At 46.3% G+C, this 19,745-nt stretch carries 21 protein-coding genes and 1 pseudogene; 11 read left to right on the top strand and 11 right to left on the bottom strand.

Annotation, left to right across the window (positions count from 1 at the left end; genetic code table 11):
• Positions 1–118: pseudogene (locus KNQ04_RS15610) on the top strand (IS30 family transposase); the annotation flags it as partial.
• 106 nt (positions 119–224) lie between these two features.
• Here the strand turns inward: KNQ04_RS15610 and KNQ04_RS05990 are convergent.
• Positions 225–1,025, bottom strand: a complete 801-nt coding sequence (locus KNQ04_RS05990; RefSeq protein ID WP_214848043.1) for a hypothetical protein — start codon at positions 1,023–1,025, stop codon at positions 225–227.
• Between the two features lie 152 nt (positions 1,026–1,177).
• On the opposite strand from KNQ04_RS05990, the gene KNQ04_RS05985 reads away from it, so the two are divergent.
• From KNQ04_RS05985 to KNQ04_RS05975, 3 genes are all read left to right on the top strand, one after another.
• Complete coding sequence (locus KNQ04_RS05985; protein WP_214848042.1) at positions 1,178–1,618, top strand: RrF2 family transcriptional regulator; 441 nt, start codon at positions 1,178–1,180, stop codon at positions 1,616–1,618.
• 90 nt (positions 1,619–1,708) lie between these two features.
• Positions 1,709–2,722 carry a hypothetical protein gene (locus tag KNQ04_RS05980; RefSeq protein ID WP_214848040.1) on the top strand — a complete coding sequence of 338 codons (1,014 nt, stop codon included), beginning with the start codon at positions 1,709–1,711 and terminating at the stop codon, positions 2,720–2,722.
• A 24-nt stretch (positions 2,723–2,746) separates the two neighbouring features.
• Positions 2,747–4,051: a VOC family protein gene (locus KNQ04_RS05975; RefSeq protein WP_251136896.1), complete on the top strand. Its 1,305-nt coding sequence runs from the start codon at positions 2,747–2,749 to the stop codon at positions 4,049–4,051.
• A 38-nt stretch (positions 4,052–4,089) separates the two neighbouring features.
• Here the strand turns inward: KNQ04_RS05975 and KNQ04_RS05970 are convergent, their stop codons facing one another.
• Positions 4,090–4,413 (bottom strand): hypothetical protein, encoded by a 324-nt coding sequence (locus tag KNQ04_RS05970; protein WP_214848039.1) that lies wholly within the window; start codon positions 4,411–4,413, stop codon positions 4,090–4,092.
• 92 nt (positions 4,414–4,505) lie between these two features.
• Here KNQ04_RS05970 and KNQ04_RS05965 point away from each other — a divergent pair, with 92 nt between their 5' ends.
• The gene (locus tag KNQ04_RS05965) at positions 4,506–4,931 is read left to right on the top strand and encodes a DUF2621 family protein (RefSeq protein ID WP_214848038.1); all 426 of its coding nucleotides are present in this window, start codon (positions 4,506–4,508) and stop codon (positions 4,929–4,931) included.
• A gap of 100 nt (positions 4,932–5,031) precedes the next feature.
• Here the strand turns inward: KNQ04_RS05965 and KNQ04_RS05960 are convergent, their stop codons facing one another.
• Together KNQ04_RS05960 and KNQ04_RS05955 are read right to left on the bottom strand one after the other, a co-directional pair.
• Positions 5,032–5,514: a CcdC family protein gene (locus KNQ04_RS05960; RefSeq protein ID WP_214848037.1), complete on the bottom strand. Its 483-nt coding sequence runs from the start codon at positions 5,512–5,514 to the stop codon at positions 5,032–5,034.
• A gap of 16 nt (positions 5,515–5,530) precedes the next feature.
• Complete coding sequence (locus KNQ04_RS05955) at positions 5,531–6,229, bottom strand: cytochrome c biogenesis CcdA family protein (protein ID WP_214848036.1); 699 nt, start codon at positions 6,227–6,229, stop codon at positions 5,531–5,533.
• A 211-nt stretch (positions 6,230–6,440) separates the two neighbouring features.
• Here KNQ04_RS05955 and KNQ04_RS05950 point away from each other — a divergent pair, with 211 nt between their 5' ends.
• Complete coding sequence (locus tag KNQ04_RS05950) at positions 6,441–6,635, top strand: aspartyl-phosphate phosphatase Spo0E family protein (protein ID WP_214848035.1); 195 nt, start codon at positions 6,441–6,443, stop codon at positions 6,633–6,635.
• Between the two features lie 320 nt (positions 6,636–6,955).
• Complete coding sequence (locus tag KNQ04_RS05945; protein ID WP_214848034.1) at positions 6,956–7,855, top strand: SH3 domain-containing protein; 900 nt, start codon at positions 6,956–6,958, stop codon at positions 7,853–7,855.
• A gap of 61 nt (positions 7,856–7,916) precedes the next feature.
• On the opposite strand, the gene KNQ04_RS05940 is transcribed toward KNQ04_RS05945, so the two are convergent.
• The 7 genes from KNQ04_RS05940 to KNQ04_RS05910 all read right to left on the bottom strand — a co-directional run bounded on the left by KNQ04_RS05940 (position 7,917) and on the right by KNQ04_RS05910 (position 15,425).
• Positions 7,917–9,683 carry an ABC transporter ATP-binding protein gene (locus KNQ04_RS05940; protein WP_214848033.1) on the bottom strand — a complete coding sequence of 589 codons (1,767 nt, stop codon included), beginning with the start codon at positions 9,681–9,683 and terminating at the stop codon, positions 7,917–7,919.
• Positions 9,673–11,430 (bottom strand): ABC transporter transmembrane domain-containing protein, encoded by a 1,758-nt coding sequence (locus KNQ04_RS05935; RefSeq protein WP_214848032.1) that lies wholly within the window; start codon positions 11,428–11,430, stop codon positions 9,673–9,675. The genes KNQ04_RS05940 and KNQ04_RS05935 overlap by 11 nt, the downstream gene beginning before the upstream one ends.
• A gap of 122 nt (positions 11,431–11,552) precedes the next feature.
• Positions 11,553–11,783: a YneF family protein gene (locus tag KNQ04_RS05930; protein ID WP_012370001.1), complete on the bottom strand. Its 231-nt coding sequence runs from the start codon at positions 11,781–11,783 to the stop codon at positions 11,553–11,555.
• A gap of 108 nt (positions 11,784–11,891) precedes the next feature.
• Complete coding sequence (gene tkt, locus KNQ04_RS05925; protein WP_214848030.1) at positions 11,892–13,880, bottom strand: transketolase; 1,989 nt, start codon at positions 13,878–13,880, stop codon at positions 11,892–11,894.
• A 207-nt stretch (positions 13,881–14,087) separates the two neighbouring features.
• Positions 14,088–14,324, bottom strand: a complete 237-nt coding sequence (locus tag KNQ04_RS05920) for a DUF896 domain-containing protein (protein ID WP_214848028.1) — start codon at positions 14,322–14,324, stop codon at positions 14,088–14,090.
• A 113-nt stretch (positions 14,325–14,437) separates the two neighbouring features.
• The gene (locus tag KNQ04_RS05915; protein WP_214848026.1) at positions 14,438–15,091 is read right to left on the bottom strand and encodes a YneB family resolvase-like protein; all 654 of its coding nucleotides are present in this window, start codon (positions 15,089–15,091) and stop codon (positions 14,438–14,440) included.
• A gap of 46 nt (positions 15,092–15,137) precedes the next feature.
• Positions 15,138–15,425 (bottom strand): hypothetical protein, encoded by a 288-nt coding sequence (locus tag KNQ04_RS05910; RefSeq protein WP_214848024.1) that lies wholly within the window; start codon positions 15,423–15,425, stop codon positions 15,138–15,140.
• Positions 15,426–15,631: 206 nt separating this feature from the next.
• Between KNQ04_RS05910 and lexA the strand changes: the two genes are divergently transcribed.
• The 4 genes from lexA to glpK all read left to right on the top strand — a co-directional run bounded on the left by lexA (position 15,632) and on the right by glpK (position 19,613).
• The gene (lexA, locus tag KNQ04_RS05905) at positions 15,632–16,246 is read left to right on the top strand and encodes a transcriptional repressor LexA (RefSeq protein ID WP_214848022.1); all 615 of its coding nucleotides are present in this window, start codon (positions 15,632–15,634) and stop codon (positions 16,244–16,246) included.
• 30 nt (positions 16,247–16,276) lie between these two features.
• On the top strand, positions 16,277–16,750 hold the full coding sequence (locus KNQ04_RS05900; RefSeq protein ID WP_214848020.1) for a metal-binding protein: 474 nt from the start codon (positions 16,277–16,279) through the stop codon (positions 16,748–16,750).
• Between the two features lie 610 nt (positions 16,751–17,360).
• Entirely contained in the window at positions 17,361–18,062 is a 702-nt protein-coding gene (locus KNQ04_RS05895; RefSeq protein ID WP_214848018.1) for an MIP/aquaporin family protein, read from the top strand.
• Between the two features lie 27 nt (positions 18,063–18,089).
• Positions 18,090–19,613, top strand: a complete 1,524-nt coding sequence (gene glpK, locus KNQ04_RS05890; protein ID WP_214848017.1) for a glycerol kinase GlpK — start codon at positions 18,090–18,092, stop codon at positions 19,611–19,613.
• Positions 19,614–19,745 lie beyond the last annotated feature (132 nt).

Genomic DNA, 19,745 nt, shown 5'->3' with positions numbered 1-19,745 from the left:
GGTCAGTCGCTCTGAACTCGCTCAAGCGCTCGCCTGGATAAATGGTAGACCAAGAAAATGTCTTAACTGGAGAACTGCATATGAGGTCTTCTCAGAAGAAGTGTTGCACTTAATTTGACAATCTATCGTGTATAAAAAAAGCGAATTCGCCCTTTAATTGAATCGGGAAAATTCGCTTTTGTCTGTAAAAACAACTCATATCAAGTAACTTATTATTATTATTATTATGATGGCAACGCATTATCCGCGATGAATGGACCAAAGATGACCGGTAACGGCTCGAGGATCCGTTGGACGTCCGCAATAAATCGACTCGATCCGCTGACGAACACGATTGGGTCATCGCTAGCAATCATCTCTAAAAACTCAGTCGTCCCTTCATCTGCACTATTTTGATGCAGGGTATGGAAAATAAGTCCTTTTTGAATCAGACCTTCCAGTGTCCGCGTCATCTTCGTCGAGACCGCCTCCCTGTCGTTGAGGTGGACGAGCGTCGTCTTTCGTTGATTCGTCAAGGCATATCTCGCTTCATCAATAACAGCACCTAGATGATGCGTTTCTGCAATTAATAATACTTCGAGCTGTCGCCAGTCGTCACGGGATGAATATTTACAAAAGTGCCGACACGTATCGACGAGTTGATGATGGACGATTTTCCAAGCTTCGAGGAGCGGATCACTCGATTCGAGCGAAAACTCCGTTTGAATGGCATCTAATATTTCATCAGTGACGATTTCCGGATAAGACATGATAAACGACTTCGTTTGATTGATTTCGTCTAACAAAACGAGCTTAAATAATTCACTTGATTCCTGTTGACTCGTCACATGCCGCAGCAGTTGGCTTAATCGTAAAATTCTCAGTTCACGATTTTCCAAGTGAACATCTTGTTGCCCCATCTGTTGGAGCTCCTGGCTATAATCGCGTTCGATCCGATCATAAAACCGTGTTGCGATACGCAAACCGCGTTTGTCCATTTCTGGACCAATTTTTTGTAAGAGATGTAACGCCTGATCAAAATGCATACCATGACCTGCCTTTCACACCTTATTATGAATGACCCCTATATGAAAAACAAATATTAATTCACCTTTTGAAATACATCTTTCTTTTAACACATTGAGACTTGTTCTTCACACGAATGCCCTCTAATATCTGTATTAAGTAGGTGATAAGCATGCGAATGACACGTTATACGGACTATGCGATTCGGTCGCTTCTGTTTGCAGGAGCTCATGCTGATCGACTCGTCCGAATTCAGGAAGTAGCGGACTGTTACGACATTTCAAAAAATCATCTGATGAAAGTTGTCTATCGTTTAGGACAAAATGGATTAATCCATTCGGTCCGTGGTCGCGGTGGTGGATTCCGCTTAGCGAGTCCTCCGGATGAAATTTATATCGGTGACGTTGTGCAGTTGTTTGAACCAACGGCTCATTTTCTAGATCCGCAAGAAGGGATCGACGAACACCCTTCTCTAGATCCAGCGCGTAAAGCCTTTGATGACGCGATTGGCGCGTTTCATCAGGTACTTAATAGTTATACGATCCAGGATTTACTTCAGCCATCAAACGAACTGCATCCACAAATTCTCGAAATGATTCCGACACGCGATTAACGCGTACCGGAATCATTTTTTGTTGCGTTCGTTCACCGACGTTTTCTCACGCGTCGCGTGGTATACTCATATAAGAAAGGAGGGGTACAGATGAACCCTCATGAAGAACTGAACGACTTATATCTTCGGTTGAAAGAAGAAGATCCGTCACTTGAACGCGGCGAATCCCTTTGGACGATTTTTGAAGAAACAACAGATGATTCACTTCGCCCCTTAGCACTTTGGACCTTTTCCCAAAATCAATTCGATCTTGGACATTTCCGTTCATTCCTCGTCTCATTTTCATTATTGATGGACTGGGTGCGTAAAGACGAAATGACACTCACTCATAAACAGGAATTAGACCTGTACTGGAATTATAAATCATATTTGATTTATGCCGCAGAACAAGAAGATGTTTCTGCCGCTTTACTCGAAGCCGATTATGAACTGTTCAGTGATTTTTGTGACGCGCACGGTTTTTCACGGACGCGTGACTACATCGGTTTCATGATTTACAGCAAACTCGGTGATGAGGAACAAGCCGACCTCTATTTAGCTGAATGGGTCGATGCCCCGTCTGACGAACTGAGTGATTGCCCGTCATGCGAAGGCTTCAGTCGGATGACATATGCCATCGAACGTGGTTTTGAAGATCGTGCGCTCCTGTTGTACGCAGCAATCCGTCACGAACGCGGGTGTTCCCGGATGCCGGATCAAGCCCATCCGTACATCCTGCCGCTCTTTTTCAGCCGTAAACAAGACCGGTTCGACTGGACGGAACGGCTCATTCAAGAAGTTCGTCGCGTCAAACCACTTTTCACAGGTGGCGACGAGCCGTATCACCTCTACGCTGAAATGTATTACAATCCGCGTTACGTCTGGTCGATGGATGAGAAGAAACAATTGATTCCGTTACTGACCGACCGGGGTTACCTCCAATTCCTGCTTGCCCACTATGCTGCTTCCTACCGGACGGCACGGCAGGAAGAAGTCGGATATCTCGGACTACTGCGGTCGAACATTTATGAAATTGCCCAAAGTCTCGACCAACGAATTGACGGTGCGTTCTACTTAAATTACGTCGAACGTGAGTTAAAGCGTGTCACTCAATTCGTCGGTTGAACCCTCGTGAAAGGAAGTGTCGCCATGCTTGATCACGTCCAGTTAGCCGCCCCACCTGCTTCTGAAGAATCCACCCGGGCTTTTTATGCCGGGCTTTTACATATGACGGAAGTCGAAAAACCGCCCGGCGTCCGCGCGACGGGCGGTGTATGGTTTAAGAGTCACGCAGCAGCCATTCACGTCGGTATCGAACAAGAGTTTCAGCCGGCTAAAAAAGCCCATCCCGGTCTGACATTTCCGAACTTGGATGACGTCGCGAAACGCCTGACCGAAGCGGGTTATCCGGTTATGTATGATGACCGCCTTGCACCCCGCCGCCGCTTTTTCACGGAAGACCCGTTCAAAAACCGAATCGAATGCATCGAAAGTCAGTTGACGCCAATCATCCCGGACAAACTCAAGAATGGTTCACATGTCCGTCTGCTCGCGCCTGCTTCGAGCTTATCGAGCGTCGATGAAAAAATCGTCAACGACGCGATTGAATTGCTCGAGACGATTGGTCTACGGGTTTCGATCAGTCAGCATGCCCGCGCCGTCAATCCGTTCGGTTCGAGCGACCCGGCTTGCCGGATCGACGATTTACATGCTGCTTTCGCCGACAGTGACGTCGACGCCATTCTTTGTGTCCGTGGTGGTTTCAGCTCAAACGAATTGCTTGCGGGACTCGATTACGATTTAATTCGGACCCATCCGAAGATTCTCTGCGGATTTTCTGATATCACGGCGCTTAGTAACGCGATTTTCACGAAAACGGGACTCGTCACTTACTCGGGTCCGATGTTACGGGCACTCAGTTCGCGTGACGCCTATACGCTCGACTACTTCAAGAAGATGTTATTTGGAGCCGAACCGGTCTCCGTCCGCCCGAGCGTCAATTGGCACGACTCGATGGATGGCCGTACCATCACGTCTTTGAACGACGGTCATCTTGTTTTATCGTCCGGACAAGCGCGCGGCCGGATTCTCGGAGGAAACCTCTGTACGTTAAACCTATTACAAGGTACGTCGTTTTTCCCCGATTTACGACAAACGATTCTCTTTTTAGAGGACGACTACGAGGTCCACCCGGCGACGTTCGCCCGTGATTTTGCTTCGTTACTGGCACAACCGGGCGCTGACGAAATCCGTGGCATCGTCTTTGGACGGTTCCAACTGACAACGAAGATGACGGAAGAACATTTACGTTATCTCGTCAGTCTTTATCCACGACTCGCGTCCATTCCAGTCATTGCGAATGCAGATTTCGGTCACACGGAACCCTTATTTACGTTCCCGATTGGCGGGATCGCCGAGCTTGACCATGATCAAATCACGCTGATCGCGAAATAAAAAGAAGGAGTCGCGGCAATCCGCGTCTCCTTCTTTGTTTAATAGTCGAGCAATCTCGAAGCGTCGATTTGACGCTTCGATCCATCAGCGAACATCTCAAGTGTCGCGAGGATCTTGTGATCTATCAGGTCATATTTCACTAATGTAAAATCTTCAAGAGTCGAGATCGTCTTAAACGTCTTCCCGACGGTAAATGCCCGCTTGCGACTGGCATCTTGAGCGGGAATCGTCACGAATACGACCGTGATGTCAGTTCCACCCGTATCATAATAAAACTCGACGACGCGCCCTTCTGCTGTCTCGGGTAAGTTCCCTTTTTGAGGTCGTCCGGATTCATCTAATTGTACATATGGCTGTAACATCTTTTCTCCTCACTTTCTCCGTCATTCATCATAGCATGAGAAAAACATTTATGCTAATCTATAAATGATGTTGAAAGGGGGATGAGTCACGGATGGCATGGTTCATGAATGGAATTTTGCTCTGGGGCTTTATCATGATTACACTAATGGCGATTGGCGGCTTCTTTATGTTTCGGAAGTTCTTAAAGAAACTCCCGAAAGAAGACGGCAAATCGATGATGGATTGGGAAGATGAGTACATCGATCAGACACGACACTTGTGGACGGATGAGACAATGGATTTATTGAACGCCCTCGTCATGCCAGTTCCGACAGCATTTCGTGACGTCGCGCGGCGGAAAATCGCTGGACGGATTGGTCAATTCGCGCTTGAAGAACGTGCTTCAGTCATGACGTCAGAGCTCGTCGTTAAAGGATATATTTCAGCGACTCCAAAACGTGATCATAAATTTTTGAAAAAAGCCTTGAAGGAACATGCGATTGATTGGCGTGAATACGAACTCTATTTCCAAAGTTAATCATAACGGAAACGATTGGTACCAAGAAATCGATGTTCTGTATGATACGCAAAAAACTGACCGTCTCGTCCGAATAATTGGATGAGACGGTCAGTTTTTTTTAAGATTGTGGCAAATGTTCGACGGGAACGATTCCCGATTTCACTTGTTTGTACTTCAAATACATGGCGATGCGCCACGGCACGATCATTCCGAACGCAACGAGGTAGAAAATTCCGCCCGTTTCAAAGATATCGATTTGACCCCCGATGACGAATTTCGCAATCGTCCGTACGAGTAAAATCCCAAACAAGACGATGAAAAACGCTTTTGACCGCTGTAAATAAATTTGTCCTTCTGCTTCATAAAAGTTCGACGTCTTAATCAAAAAGATACTAAAGATTGCTCCAACGAGCAAAGCTTCGGCGACTTCCGTCCACGTCAGACGCGATGCCGGGTATAAAAACTGCAACATCCCGGTCGACATCGCAAACGGTGGGATTAAAATCTTTTTGGCGTTCGTCGGCTTCGCCGACGCTTTCACTCGTATGAAGCTGATGAGTAACCCCATCACGAGCGCGACCCCTGTCGATATCCAAATCATCTCATCACTTCCTCGATTAAAATCCTGTAAATCCTACGATATCGCTCATCCAGGCTGCAAATTTACTCAATCCGTTAAAGTACAACATGACTCCAAAGATCATCATCAAGGCTCCACCGAACTTCGTCATTTTCAGACTGTACTGGACGAGTAACTTCGAACGTCCAACAAAAAAGGCCATTACTAAGAAGGGAATCGAAAATCCAAGGACATAAAATAACATGTAGAGCATTCCCTGACTTGGATTCGTTGCTGCAAGACCAATGACCCCAGCAAGAATCGGACCCGTACATGGTGTCCATCCGGCTGCAAATCCGATACCGACGAGGACCGTACCGATGTACCCGCCCTTACGTTCACCAAGATCGAGTTTCTTTTCACGCATTAAGAATGTCGGTTGCCATAAGCCGACCAACACGATGCCGAAGACGAAAATGACGAGCGCCCCGACCATTCGTAATGTATCGCGATACGTGATGAAGACATCTGCGAAGAGTGACGTCGACAAACCCAGTACCGCGAAGACGAGTGCGAACCCGACTAAAAAAGCGAGCGTGTGAAACAACGAACGCCTTTCCCGGACACCCTTTTCTTTTAAATCCGTTACAGATACACCGGTAATGTACGAAAGAAATACCGGATACAACGGCAGCGTACAGGGAGACACGAATGACAGTAACCCTGCCCCAAATGCTAACCACAACGAGAGCTCCATTTCAGCAGCTCCTTTCTATAAGAAGAAGTTCTTCTCTATTTTGCCAAACTCCGCATCATTTAGCACCTATTATCTCACAAAAGATAAGAAAGATTCGTGACTTCTTAAATTACAAAAAAATTACATTTACTTTATCTCACTAAAATATCGTTGCACTCCCCATATCCACTTGCTAGAATATGGATACGACACCAATGTAAGGGAGAATGCTATGACAAGCCAACAATTACTGACGTTAGCAATTGAAGCCAAGCGAAGTGAACTGTATCATCAAGCAGATCGGTCTAGTTTCACCTCCCCACGTGTTTTAAAGCTTAGTCATGAACTGGACCTTCTATTAGTAGAATATACACGTTCCGTTCAAAACTATTCCGCTCCGCATACAAATGAACCATTATTATCTTAATGCGTTTCATGATTTTTCATAGATTAACGCCGCTCTCTAAAAATGAGGAGAGCGGCTTTTTTTAGTTTTTTTCTAAAAAAAGCATGACTTTTGGACAGATAATCCTTAAAACGCATATTCCATATATAGGTATAAAGACTTAAATGACGAAAAAACGTGTGCTTTATGACCTATCAATGACAGAAAGACGCTTTTTGCAATCTGTTTGTCACACTGACCTCTTTTGTAACTTTAATGACACTGACCTGTAAACGCACTACCCCGTTTCGCCGTGTAGAGTAGGAACAGTAAACACAGCACATGTCAGGAGGACATCAATAATGAAAAAAGCAGTTTTCGCTGCAGGACTTGCAGCAACGGCTCTATCAGTAGGATTCGCCCAAGAGACAGAGGCTGCCTCAGAGACGGTAACAGTAAACACAGCAGTATTAAATGTACGCACAGCACCTACAACGGCATCAGCAGACGTAGGTAACGTATATAAAGGTCAAAAATTAAATGTCGAAGGACGTTCTGGTGCTTGGATTAAAACAAGCATCAATGGTCAAAAACGTTATGTTCACGGCGCTTATACAACAGCCGGTTCTTCATTCGACTTTAAAAAAGCTACAGTTACTACGGCAGTACTAAACGTTCGGACGCAACCAACAACTAACTCTAAAGATGTTGGTAACCTTTATAAAGGTCAAACTGTTAACGTGGAAAACAAAGTCGGTCCTTGGATCAAAACAACAATCGATGGTAAAACACGTTACGTTCACAGTGCCTATACAACATTAGCAGGCTCTACTGCAAAAGCAGCTCCAGCAGCAAAAGCACCAGTTGCGAAGCCAGCTCCTAAAGCAGCAGCTAAACCAGCGTCTCAACCAGCAGCAGCTACAAAACAAACGACTTCAGCGAAGTCTGGTACAAAAGTGACGATGAACGTCAGTGCTTACACGACTGACCCATCAAGCAACGGTAGCCAACTTTACAACGGTCGTGCATTAACTGCTAGCGGTTATGACGTAACGAACACGATCACGTACAACGGTATGCGTATCGTAGCAGCTTCTTCACAATACCCGATCGGCACACGGATGCACATCTCTGGTATTGGCGAAGCAATCGTTCTTGACCGTGGTGGCGCAATTCAAGGTAACAAACTTGACCTTCTCGTTGGTTCACAACAAGAAGCAATCAACTGGGGACGCCAAAACGTCACAGTAACTGTCTACTAATTAAAAAAGTAACAGCAAAACCTGCCGGGCGAGATCGCCTGGCAGGCCTTTTTGTGTGCTTTCATGAAATCGAAGTCACGTGACCCGACTGTAATTGATACATTTTTTTATAGAGTCCGTCTTTCGCGATCAACGTTTGATGATTTCCTTGTTCAACAACTTCCCCTTGATGGAGCACAAGAATCAAGTCCGCATCCTGAATCGTCGATAGTCGGTGGGCAATCGCAATCGTCGTCCGCCCTTCCCGCATCCGTTTCAGCGCCGTCTGCACCTTCTCTTCCGTTTCTGTATCGATTGAACTTGTTGCTTCATCCAAAATTAAGATTTTTGGATCACGTGCCATCGTCCGCGCGAACGAAATCAGTTGCCGTTCGCCGGCTGAGAACGTCGCTCCTCGCTCAGCGACGGGACTATCATAGCCATCATCGAGTTGGTGGATGAAACTATCTGCCTGAACAAAACGAGCTGCTTCTTCGACCGTCCGGAACGGAATACTGTCGTCAAACAACCGAATGTTATCGGCGACACTTCCCGTAAACAGGAACGAGTCCTGCAAGACAAGTCCGACGTGACGCCGTAGTTCGTCTTCCGGAAGCTGTTCGAGCGGCTTTCCGTCAATCAGGATTCGTCCCGACTGATAGGCATAAAATCGCATCAAGATGTTGATAATCGAACTTTTCCCACTCCCGGTCTGACCGACGAGCGCGATCGTCTGTCCTTTTTTCGCTTCGAACGAAATTCCTTTTAAGACGTCCGTTTCGCCATCATAACTGAACCGGACATCCTCAAAGACGATATGTCCATCCGTTACGTTTGCTGTACCTGGAAGACCTTTTGTCGGTTCCGGCTCATCCGTATCGAGGACCTTAAAGACACGGTCCGCTGAGACGATTGCCTGTTGAAACTCAGACAGTCGTTGCATGATTTGCTGGACCGGCTGAAAAATCCGTTCAAGATAACTGATGAAGGCATACACAACACCGACCTGAACCGTCTCTGTAAAGGACAGGAGACCAAAGTACGTCACGAGTGTCGCAATCGAAATCGCTAACAACAGTTCGATGATCGGACGAAGTAACCAGCTATCGAGCTTTAAGTTTTTATACCGTCCATTTTGGTGGGCGACGTTTGTCTCTTCGAACTCTGCCATCAATCGTTTTTCTTGGCGGAATTGTTGAATGATTGCCATCCCGTTGATTGATTCATTTAACTGGGCATTGATTTTTGATAACAGGTCGCGGACTTCCGCATAATACTTCGTCGAATACCGGCGATAAATCCAGATAACGAAATAAAAGACCGGGAGTAACGCAAGGGCAATCGTCGCAAGCGTCGGGTCCAAGAAGTAAAGGAAAATATAGGTTCCGATCAATTGGACACCACTCTGGACGAACGTTGAGAGGACACCGATGTAGAGTTCCTTAATCGCCTCCGTATCATTCGTGATGCGCGAGACTAACACCCCAGCTGGCGTTCGGTCGAAATAGGCAAGACGTAAGTGCATCACGTGACGAAATACATCAATCCGAAGACGTTGGATGACTTTTAAGGCGATTTTTTGGAATTCAAAGGCTTGCAAGTAATCCACTAAAATGCCCGTCGTATGCAAGATTAAGTAGACACTAAACAATAAGGCGACTTCCCGGACCGGGTAGTTCCCTGTCGTGACATAGTTATCGATGAAGATTTTAACTAAATAAGGACCACCGAGCTTCGCTCCCGTCGTGACCAATAAGAGAAGGAACGCTACAAACACTTGTTTCTTAAAGGGACCGACAAATCGAAGCAGACGTTTCAAGACGTCCTTTTCATTGATATCATGATTCAAACGGTCCACCCCCTTGTTCGACTAATGATTCGAGTTGTTGATGGTCATACGTTTCTTTATACCACCCATTACGTGTTAACAGCTGTTCATGTGTCCCCCGTTCGATGATCCGCCCGGCATCGAGAACGATGATTTCATCTGTATGCGATACGGCAGACAAGCGATGCGCGACAATGATTTGCGACTGTTCGTTATCCGCCGTCCGGAAATGATTGATGATGGCCTCTTCTGTCTTCGCATCGACGGCAGATAACGCGTCATCTAACACTAAGATCGGACAATCGGCAAGCAAGGCACGGGCGATTGAAATCCGTTGTTTTTGTCCCCCGGATAACGTCACCCCACGTTCTCCAACCATCGTCGCATAACCTTCTTTAAAACCAAGAATATCGTCATGGACGGCAGCAATTCGGGCTGCTTCCATAATTTGCTCCATTGAAGCCTCTGGTTTCGCGAAAGCAATATTGTCAGCAATCGTCGCCGAGAACAAGAAATGATCTTGCGGGACGACGGCAATCTGTTGACGGACCGTATCACGAAGAAGCTGTTTAATATCTTGCCCGCCCATCCGGATGGCACCTTGTTTAACATCATATTCGCGGGTCAATAACCGGACGAACGTCGACTTCCCTGCACCCGTTCGCCCGACAATCCCGAGTGTTTTCCCGGGCTCGAGCGTGACATTAATCTGTTCGAGAACCGGTTGTGTCTCGTAGATGAAACGATCAATCGCGATATCGAGACGTGGTGAATCGACTGTCGTCACGGCCTCTTTTGCGTCTTTAATTTCTGGTTCAACCGCAAGCATCCGTTCAATCCGGTCATACGAAGCACGGCCTCGTTCGACGATGTTGAATAACCAACCGAATGCGAGCATCGGCCACGTCAAGAGACCTAAGTATGTAGTGAAGGCGACGATATCCCCGATTCGGATTTCCCCTTGTTGCAATAGATAGGCCCCGTACCCGACGGCGATGATATACGATAGACCAACGAGTCCGAAAATCGTCGGATCGAACAAAGCGTCAATTTTTGCGACACGGCGGTTTTTTTGGACGACATCGTCGGATAACGATGTAAAGGTCGTCACGTCCGACTCGACCTCGCCCGTTGCTTTCAGGACACGGACACCGCTGACACTTTCAGCGACTTTATCATTTAAGTCGGAAAATGCTTCTTGTGCATCATGAAAACGTGAGTGCAACATCTTGCCGTAACGCGACGTCAAGTAGACCATCAACGGCATCGGCAAAAGTGAAACGAGTGTCAGCTTCCAACTGATTGTCGTCACCATCGTGATGATGACAAAACTTCCCATCGTCACGGAATCGACAAGCGTCAAAATCCCCGCTCCTGCCGTCATCGAAACTGCTTGGACATCATTCGTCGCATGCGCCATCAAGTCCCCACTCCGATATTTTTTATAGAAGGATTGATCCAAGTCTGAAAAATGACCATAAAGCTGGCTGCGTAACAAGCGTCCAAGGCGGATGGACGCGCCAAAGATATAAAACCGCCAAAAGTAACGAATGACATAAGTGGATAGCCCAATCAACACCAATGTTCCGGCGAGCGTCCATAATTTTTGTTTCATTAAACTCCCGTCACTTAATCCATTGACGGTCGTCCCGATGACTTTCGGTGGAATCAACTCAAGCCCTGCGACAAAAATCAAACAAATGATTCCGATACTGTATGCTTTCCATTCGAGTCGAAAGAACCAACCCAATTTCTTGAAGACTCCCATTCAAGTCTCCCCCCTTTTTCAAATCAATTGAGTATTTAAAATAGTCTCACATTTTAGATTAGCCATCTTTCCAGTAAATAGCAAACAAAAAGGAGACCACGAGGGCCTCCTTCTTAAAATGCTTATTTTTTTGGTGATTTCATCGAACCACTCATTGAACGCATCACTTGGTTGACTTTCTTTTGTGATGGCTTTTGACCCATTTGCATCATCAATGTCTTAATCATATCTTCGTTGATTGGCGGGTTTTGCTCCAAATAGTTCATCATGTATCGACGAGCGATATAGAAACCAAGGGCGACACCTGCTACCAAGCAAAGAAGGGCAATTAAAATCCAAATCCATGTAGCCAAGTTGCTTCCTCCTCTAACTTAAAACGTCGCTTTTTACTATACTATAATTCTAACCGTTTGCATAGATGATGCATGAAAAAGGTGCGCCTGAACGCGCACCTGTTCCACTTATCCGAGTTGCTTGACTGTTTCTAAGATATTTTCGACAGACATGCCGTACTCTTTTAATAGAAGGTCTCCTGGAGCCGATGCGCCGAAACGATCGATTCCGATGACTTGTCCTTCTGTTCCCACGTACTTGTACCAACCGAGTGATGCACCGGCTTCGATTGCAAGACGTTTCGTGATTCGTTTTGGTAAGACCGATTCTTTATACTCAGCCGTTTGTGCTTCGAACAACTCCCATGATGGAAGTGAAACGACCGCAACCTTTTCACCGAGTTGTTTTTGTGCTTCGACGAGCAAGTGAACTTCTGAACCTGTTCCCATCAAGATTGTATCTGCCGTGCTTGCGTCACCTGCGATGACGTAACCACCTTTTTCAGCACCTTCGACCGTCGTGCCTTCCAGTTCAGGTAGACCTTGACGTGTCATGACGAGTAACGTCGGTTTGTTTTTCGATTGAACGGCTGTTTTCCAAGCGGCAATCGTTTCTTTTCCGTCTGCCGGACGATAGACCGTCAAGTTCGGCATCGCACGGAAGCTCATCAAGTGTTCAACCGGCTCGTGTGTTGGACCATCTTCACCGACTGCAATCGAATCATGTGTCAAGACGAAGATTGATTGGATTCCCATCAATGCTGCAAGACGGACTGCCGGGCGCAAGTAATCCGAGAAGACGAAGAATGTCGCACCGTAAGGAATGACGCCACCGTGAAGTGCCATACCGTTGACAGCTGCTGCCATCGCGAACTCACGGACACCAAACCAGATGTTACGACCGCTTGGATCGATATCGAAGTCAGCTTCCCCTTTAAGCATCGTGTTGTTCGAACCTGCTAAGTCAGCTGATCCACCAAACAATGTCGGAACGTTTTTCGCAAGGGCGTTTAAGACTTCGCCACTCGTCTGACGTGTTGCTTTTTTCGATGTTAAATCGTATGTCGGAAGATCTGCTTCCCAGTTGCTTGGCAATTCATTCGCCATCGCACGGACGAGCTCTTCATGGAGTTCCGGATATTCCGCTTGATACTCCTTCATCATGTCGCTCCAAGCGGCTTCTTGATCGGCCCCACGTTTTTCGATCCGCTCTTCAAAGATTTCTTTGACTTCTGCAGGGACGTAGAACTCTTCGTGATCCCAGATGTAGCTTGCTTTCGTCAATTTGATTTCTGCTTCACCAAGTGGTGCACCGTGCGACGCCGATTTACCTGATTTGTTTGGTGAACCGAATCCGATGACTGTTTTAACTTCAATCATTGTCGGTTTCGTTGTTTCCGCTTTCGCTGCGTCAAGTGCTTTTGAAATCGAATCGATATCCGTTCCATCTTCGACACGAATGACTTGCCAGTTATATGCTTCAAAACGTTGTTGCACGTTTTCAGAGAATGACTTGTCCAAGTCACCATCTAAAGAGATATCATTTGAATCATAAAGGACGACGAGTTTACCAAGACCTAAATGACCTGCGAGTGAAGCGGCTTCTGCAGAAACACCTTCCATTAAGTCCCCGTCTCCACAAATTCCGTATGTGAAGTGGTCAACAACGTTTAAGTCACCACGGTTGTATTTTGCTTCTAAATGACGTTCTGCCATCGCCATACCGACTGCCATCGCGATGCCTTGTCCGAGTGGACCAGTCGTCGCATCAACACCAGCTGTATGACGGTATTCCGGGTGACCCGGTGTTTTTGATCCCCATTGGCGGAATGATTTTAAATCTTCCATTGATAGGTCGTAGCCTGATAGGTGGAGGAGCGAGTAGAGAAGCATCGAACCATGTCCTGCTGAAAGTACAAAACGGTCACGGTTGAACCATTCTGGATTTTTAGGGTTGTGGTTCATATGATCCGCCCACAATGTGAACGCCATCGGTGCGGCACCCATCGGCATTCCCGGGTGACCCGAGTTCGCTTTTTGTACGGCATCAATCGATAATGTACGAATCGTATTAATTGCTAATTGTTCTACTGTTGTCATGTTCGTCAAAACAATCATCCTCTCTCTTTTTCACAAATTCTATATCATTTTAGCACAGACAGAAATGTGATACAACTTTTCTAAATAGTATGTCACATTAAAATGAATGCGCTCTCTATTGCTCTTTTCAAGCGACTTTCATGATGCACATTACGGGTTTCTACATAATAAAAGCCACCTCGCTCATGGATTGAGCGACGCAGATTCAATGTGGTATTAATTCGCTTACTGTTTGTTGCGTTCTTCCTCTTGCGCTTGCTTTAACTTTTCAGGCGTAACGTCCGTTCCTTCTTCATCAACAATTTTGATGCCCATCATTTGATTTTTGAATGAGCCACGAAATGCTTCTAAATAAGCTGTCCGTAATTCTTTTTGTTCTTTCGTTTCAGCTTCAGATAACGGCTCGATTTTTGATTTATTGGCAAGTTCATTAATTCGGTCGAGTTGCTCTTGTGATAACATAATATCCCTCTTTCTGTTTGACTCTGGATAGAGTATTTCAATCGTAACCTTACTTTAAAAGACCCTAAAAAAAAAAGCAAGTTTGCCGCGTCAAAATGACACAACACTTGCTTTCATTCATACGACTGGACGACTTCTTTATATTCAAGGTAACGACGGTTGACGGTCGCCTTCGAAATATCATGCCCCATGCCTCGTAACGTCACAGCAATATCGGCAAAAGTCAGCCCAAGATCCCGCAGCCGGACAATTTCTTCAATCGGCACTTCTTTTCGACTCCGCCCGGCGTTTTCGCCTTGGCGGTTGAGATTTTTTTCAGGACGAAAACCATTGTCGACGGCCCGTCGCATGCCTCGGGCAATTTTTGCGTTATGAAGCTTGCGTTGATATTCCTCGACGAGTGAAACGATTTCTAGGACCATCGCTTCTGCATCTGCTAGTTTATATTCCCCGTCCGACTCCATCGTCATCAGTTGGACGTCATGCTTTTTGAAGGTGTGTAAAATCGCAATTTTTGCGTTCCCCCGTCCAATCCGCGTGTCATCCGTCACAAGTACTGCATCGACGAGATGGCGTGTGACGTAATCGAGAACGGATAACATCCCTTCCCGTTCAACGTCATAACCGCTTTCCTTCTCGGCGATGATGTCTACGACTTCAAAACCTTTTGTTACAGCGAGTCCCGACAATTCTGCTCTTTGCCGCTCTAGTGAGCTGTCTTGTGCTTCTTTTTCCGTCGAGACGCGACAGTAGATTACAACTTTCATCGTACCTCACACCCCTGTTCGTTCATTCAACAACTTTTACATTTTGTCATTGTTGTGCGATTGGTACAACGATTTTGTTTTTCGAAATGACGTGTTGTGTTTCTAACTCATTGTTCTTGATCAGCCAGTCGATGTATTCTTGGTTCGTCATCGAACCGTCATTGTATACTTCCTCCACTTGCTCGACGGTCACGTTTTTATCGACCGTGACGGATGCCGTGAGTAATTGGTGGACCTTCTCGTCAGGTCGCGGCGTCAAAAGAAATAGGATAAAAGCAAAGCTGAGCGTATAAAACAGAATTGAAAAGGCATGAGTACGGATAGAATGAATCATCATGAATCCCTCCAAATAAATTATTAGAATAGATGTTCTCGGAACAATTGTTCGCATAATCTATATTAAACACAGAACCAGTGTTCGGTCAATACAAAAACATCGAACAATTGTTTGTACGCTCATTTGTTCTATGTTATAGTCAATTTAGAAACATATATTCCTAAATTTTAAAAAAACCAATCCGGAAAGAGGTGGCAATTCGTATGCGGAAAATGTCTAAGCGTCAACAAGAAATCCTTGACTACATCGTCGCAGAAGTGAAGTTAAAAGGTTATCCACCTTCAGTTCGCGAAATCGGTGAGGCTGTCGGTCTTGCTTCAAGCTCAACGGTACACGGTCATTTGGATCGTCTCGAAAAACGTGGACTGATTCGCCGTGACCCAACGAAACCACGCGCGATTGAGATATTGCTTGATAAACCTGAAGAAATCAATGAAGCGATCGTTCATGTTCCCGTCATCGGGAAAGTAACAGCCGGATTCCCAATCACGGCGATCGAAAATATAGAAGAACACTTCCCACTTCCTGCACACTATGTAGGGAACGAAACCGTCTTCATGTTAACGATTGATGGCGAATCGATGATTAACGCAGGAATTCTTGATGGTGATCGCGTGATCGTGCGTCAACAAAACACAGCTGAAAATGGTGAGATTGTCGTCGCAATGACCGAAGATAGCGAAGCGACAGTCAAACGGTTCTTCTTAGAAGATCAACAGGTACGTCTTCAACCAGAAAATGACTCGATGGACCCGATGTATTTCGACAATGTCTCGATTCTTGGCAAGGTCATCGGCGTCTACCGGACGATTCACTAAGAGAGGGACCAGCATCGCTGGTCTTTTTTTATGCCTTCCGGAAATGTACATGACACGGTCAACACCGTCGCACTTACGGGATATGTTGCTTATTCGGTCGCAACACACCAAGCAGACTGGCTCCCGACAGCAATCGGGATAGCCGTCGGGACGTTATGGCTCTCGCCTGACCTCGATTTAAAATCAGAACCCTACTATCGTTTTGGCCCGCTACGTGTTTTATGGATGCCGTACGTTAAAATCATGCCCCACCGGTCCATCTGGTCGCATGGTTTGATTATCGGAGACGTCATTCGACTACTCTACAGTGCAGCGTTGTTGATTCCCTTGTTATTTTTTGCGTTTTATAGCGAAATCATTCAAGCGAGTACGGTCGATCTTTTGATCGACGCGATGCCGGCTTTTATTATCGGTGTCATCATTGCGAGCACGATCCATATCGTCCTTGACCACACGAGTAGTTGGTTCCGCCCTAAAAAGAAACGTAAGAAACGCCGCTTCTGACTTTTTCCATTGAAAAATGGAAAAAGTCACAGGCTGTAGACAAAGTACCATCGAGAGATCAAGCGTCTTTTTTCGTTGCTTTCCTCGGGCGAGGCGCAAGCCGTTGCTCCTTGATCCTCACGGACAACGAGCAGGGTCTTGCCTGCCTCTAAAAGTGCGTTAAAAACGCACTTTTCCCCGCAGGAGTCAACGAAACGTGACGCTTTTTAGGTAACACTATGACGGAAAGCTAGTCATGAAGACGGTTTAAAGCGCAATCCGTCTCGAATCGCTTAGAACCGCGAAAAGCAATCGGTCGCGACCCTGCAGCTTTGCTGTAGCGGCGTGACCGATTGCCGCTTTGAAGACGAGGCGAGACAGGGAAGCGCGACCGGATTGTCTCTCGTTATCGCATGTTCACGCTTCATAAGAGTTTGTCTACACGTTGTGACTTTTCCATTGAAAAATGGAAAAAGTCATTTTTTATATCCATTTTAAATTTTTTCAAACCTAAATTTTGAAAATTTCTATTCTTATATTTCAATTATATGTATTGAAAACGTTCTCAATTCAGAGTACGTTTAACTAGAAAGGCCATTTATTCGCTTTAATCCAAAGGGAGGGTTTTTGCATGAGTAATTTTATTAGTGAGATGATGGGAACAATGATTCTCATCCTACTCGGGGATGGCGTCGTCGCCGGCGTTGTCTTGAAGAAGACCAAATCTGAAAATGGTGGATGGATTGTCATCACACTTGCGTGGGGTCTCGCCGTTATGACCGGTGTATACGTCGCCGCTTCAAGTGGTGCCCACCTGAACCCGGCGGTCACTTTGTCGCTCGCGCTCAATTCTGACTTACCGTGGGCCGATGTACCAATCTATATCGCTGCTCAACTTGTCGGAGCATTCATTGGCGCAGTACTCGTTTGGCTTCATTACATGAAACATTTTGAAGCGACAGAAGATCAAGCTGCAAAACTTGGTGTATTCGCGACAGGTCCTGCAATCCGCCATACCGGATCGAATCTTGTTTCCGAGATCATCGGGACGTTCGTTCTTGTCTTTGGTATTTTGGCACTCGGTGCGAACCAGTTCGCAGACGGTCTCAACCCGTTAATCGTTGGTCTACTCGTCGTCGTGATTGGTCTCTCGCTCGGGGGTACGACCGGTTATGCAATCAACCCAGCCCGTGACCTTGCTCCACGTATCGCGCACGCCATCTTACCGATTCCGGGTAAAGGTTCATCTGACTGGGGCTATTCATGGATTCCAGTTGTCGGACCAATCATTGGAGGCGCAATCGCCGTCTTCATCTATCAACTACTGTTTTAATCTCAACTACTCAAGGGGGACTCACAGATGGAAAACAAGTATATTTTAGCACTCGACCAAGGAACGACAAGCTCACGTGCCATCATCTTCGATCACGATGGTCAAATCGTTAACTCGGCTCAACGCGAATTTAAACAATACTTCCCACAACCAGGCTGGGTCGAACATGATGCGAATGAGATTTGGGGTTCGATTTTAGCAGTCATGGCCGATGCACTTGGTACAGCTGACATCAAACCAAGTCAAATCGCGAGTATCGGAATCACGAACCAACGGGAGACGACGGTCGTCTGGAACAAGGAAACGGGAAAACCGGTTTATCACGCCCTTGTCTGGCAATCGCGTCAAACATCTGACATCTGCGATGAGTTAAAAGAACAAGGACTCAACCAAAAATTCCGTGATAAAACAGGATTACTGATTGATGCATACTTCTCAGGAACAAAAGTAAAATGGATTCTTGACAACGTCGACGGCGCACGCGAACAAGCAGAAAACGGGGAACTGCTCTTCGGTACAATCGATACGTGGCTCGTTTGGAAATTATCTGGCGGAAAAACACATATCACGGATTATACGAATGCTTCACGGACACTCATGTATAACATCTACGAACAGCAATGGGATGACGAGTTACTTGAAATCCTGACTGTTCCTAAATCAATGTTGCCGGAAGTTCGCCAGTCGAGCGAAGTATACGACAACACGGTTCCGTATCATTTCTTCGGTTTCGAAGTCCCAATCGCCGGAATCGCCGGTGACCAACAAGCTGCCTTGTTCGGTCAAACGTGCTTTGAACCGGGTGAAGGGAAAAACACGTACGGTACAGGTTGCTTCATGTTGATGAACACAGGTGAAAAAGCGGTTTCTTCAGACCACGGTCTCTTGACGACAATCGCTTGGGGTGTCGACGGTAAAGTGGAATACGCACTTGAAGGTTCAATCTTCGTTGCCGGTTCTGCGATCCAGTGGCTGCGTGACGGTCTCCGGATGCTGAAAAATGCGAAAGACTCGGAAGGGTATGCCTTGAAAGTCGATTCAACGGATGGTGTCTACGTCGTCCCTGCTTTCGTTGGTCTCGGCGCACCATACTGGGATAGCGATGTCCGCGGTGCCATCTTCGGGTTGACACGCGGTACGGAAAAAGAGCACTTCGTCCGTGCGACACTCGAGTCACTCGCTTACCAAACACGTGATGTCTTGACAGCGATGGAACAAGATTCCGGTATCGAACTTAAAACATTACGCGTCGATGGTGGTGCAGTTGCCAACGATTTCTTGATGCAATTCCAATCAGACATTCTCGGTGTTCCCGTCGATCGCCCGGAAATCAATGAAACGACGGCACTCGGTGCAGCCTACCTCGCCGGACTCGCTGTCGGCTATTGGAAAGACAAAGCAGAAATCAAAAAACAATGGAAACTCAATCGTCAATTCACACCTGAAATGAACGAAGACGATCGTGAAAAACGTTATGCAGGATGGCAAAAAGCTGTCGAAGCGACAATGGCATTCACACCGAACAAAAAAGAAGCCAACGCAAACGTCTAATCGAACAACGTTGACGATTGCACCACGATATTAAAAAGAAGCGATTTCGATGTCATTCGAAATCGCTTCTTTTTGTGTTCATGTTTCCTTCAGACTGCGACCAGAAAACACCTATTCATACTACATACGGAA

Origin of the sequence: Exiguobacterium sp. s193 (genome assembly GCF_018618755.1) — a bacterium.
Lineage (GTDB): Bacteria > Bacillota > Bacilli > Exiguobacteriales > Exiguobacteriaceae > Exiguobacterium_A.
The sequence above is the reverse complement of the archived record's forward strand: the minus strand, read 5'-3'. Positions and strand labels throughout refer to the sequence as shown.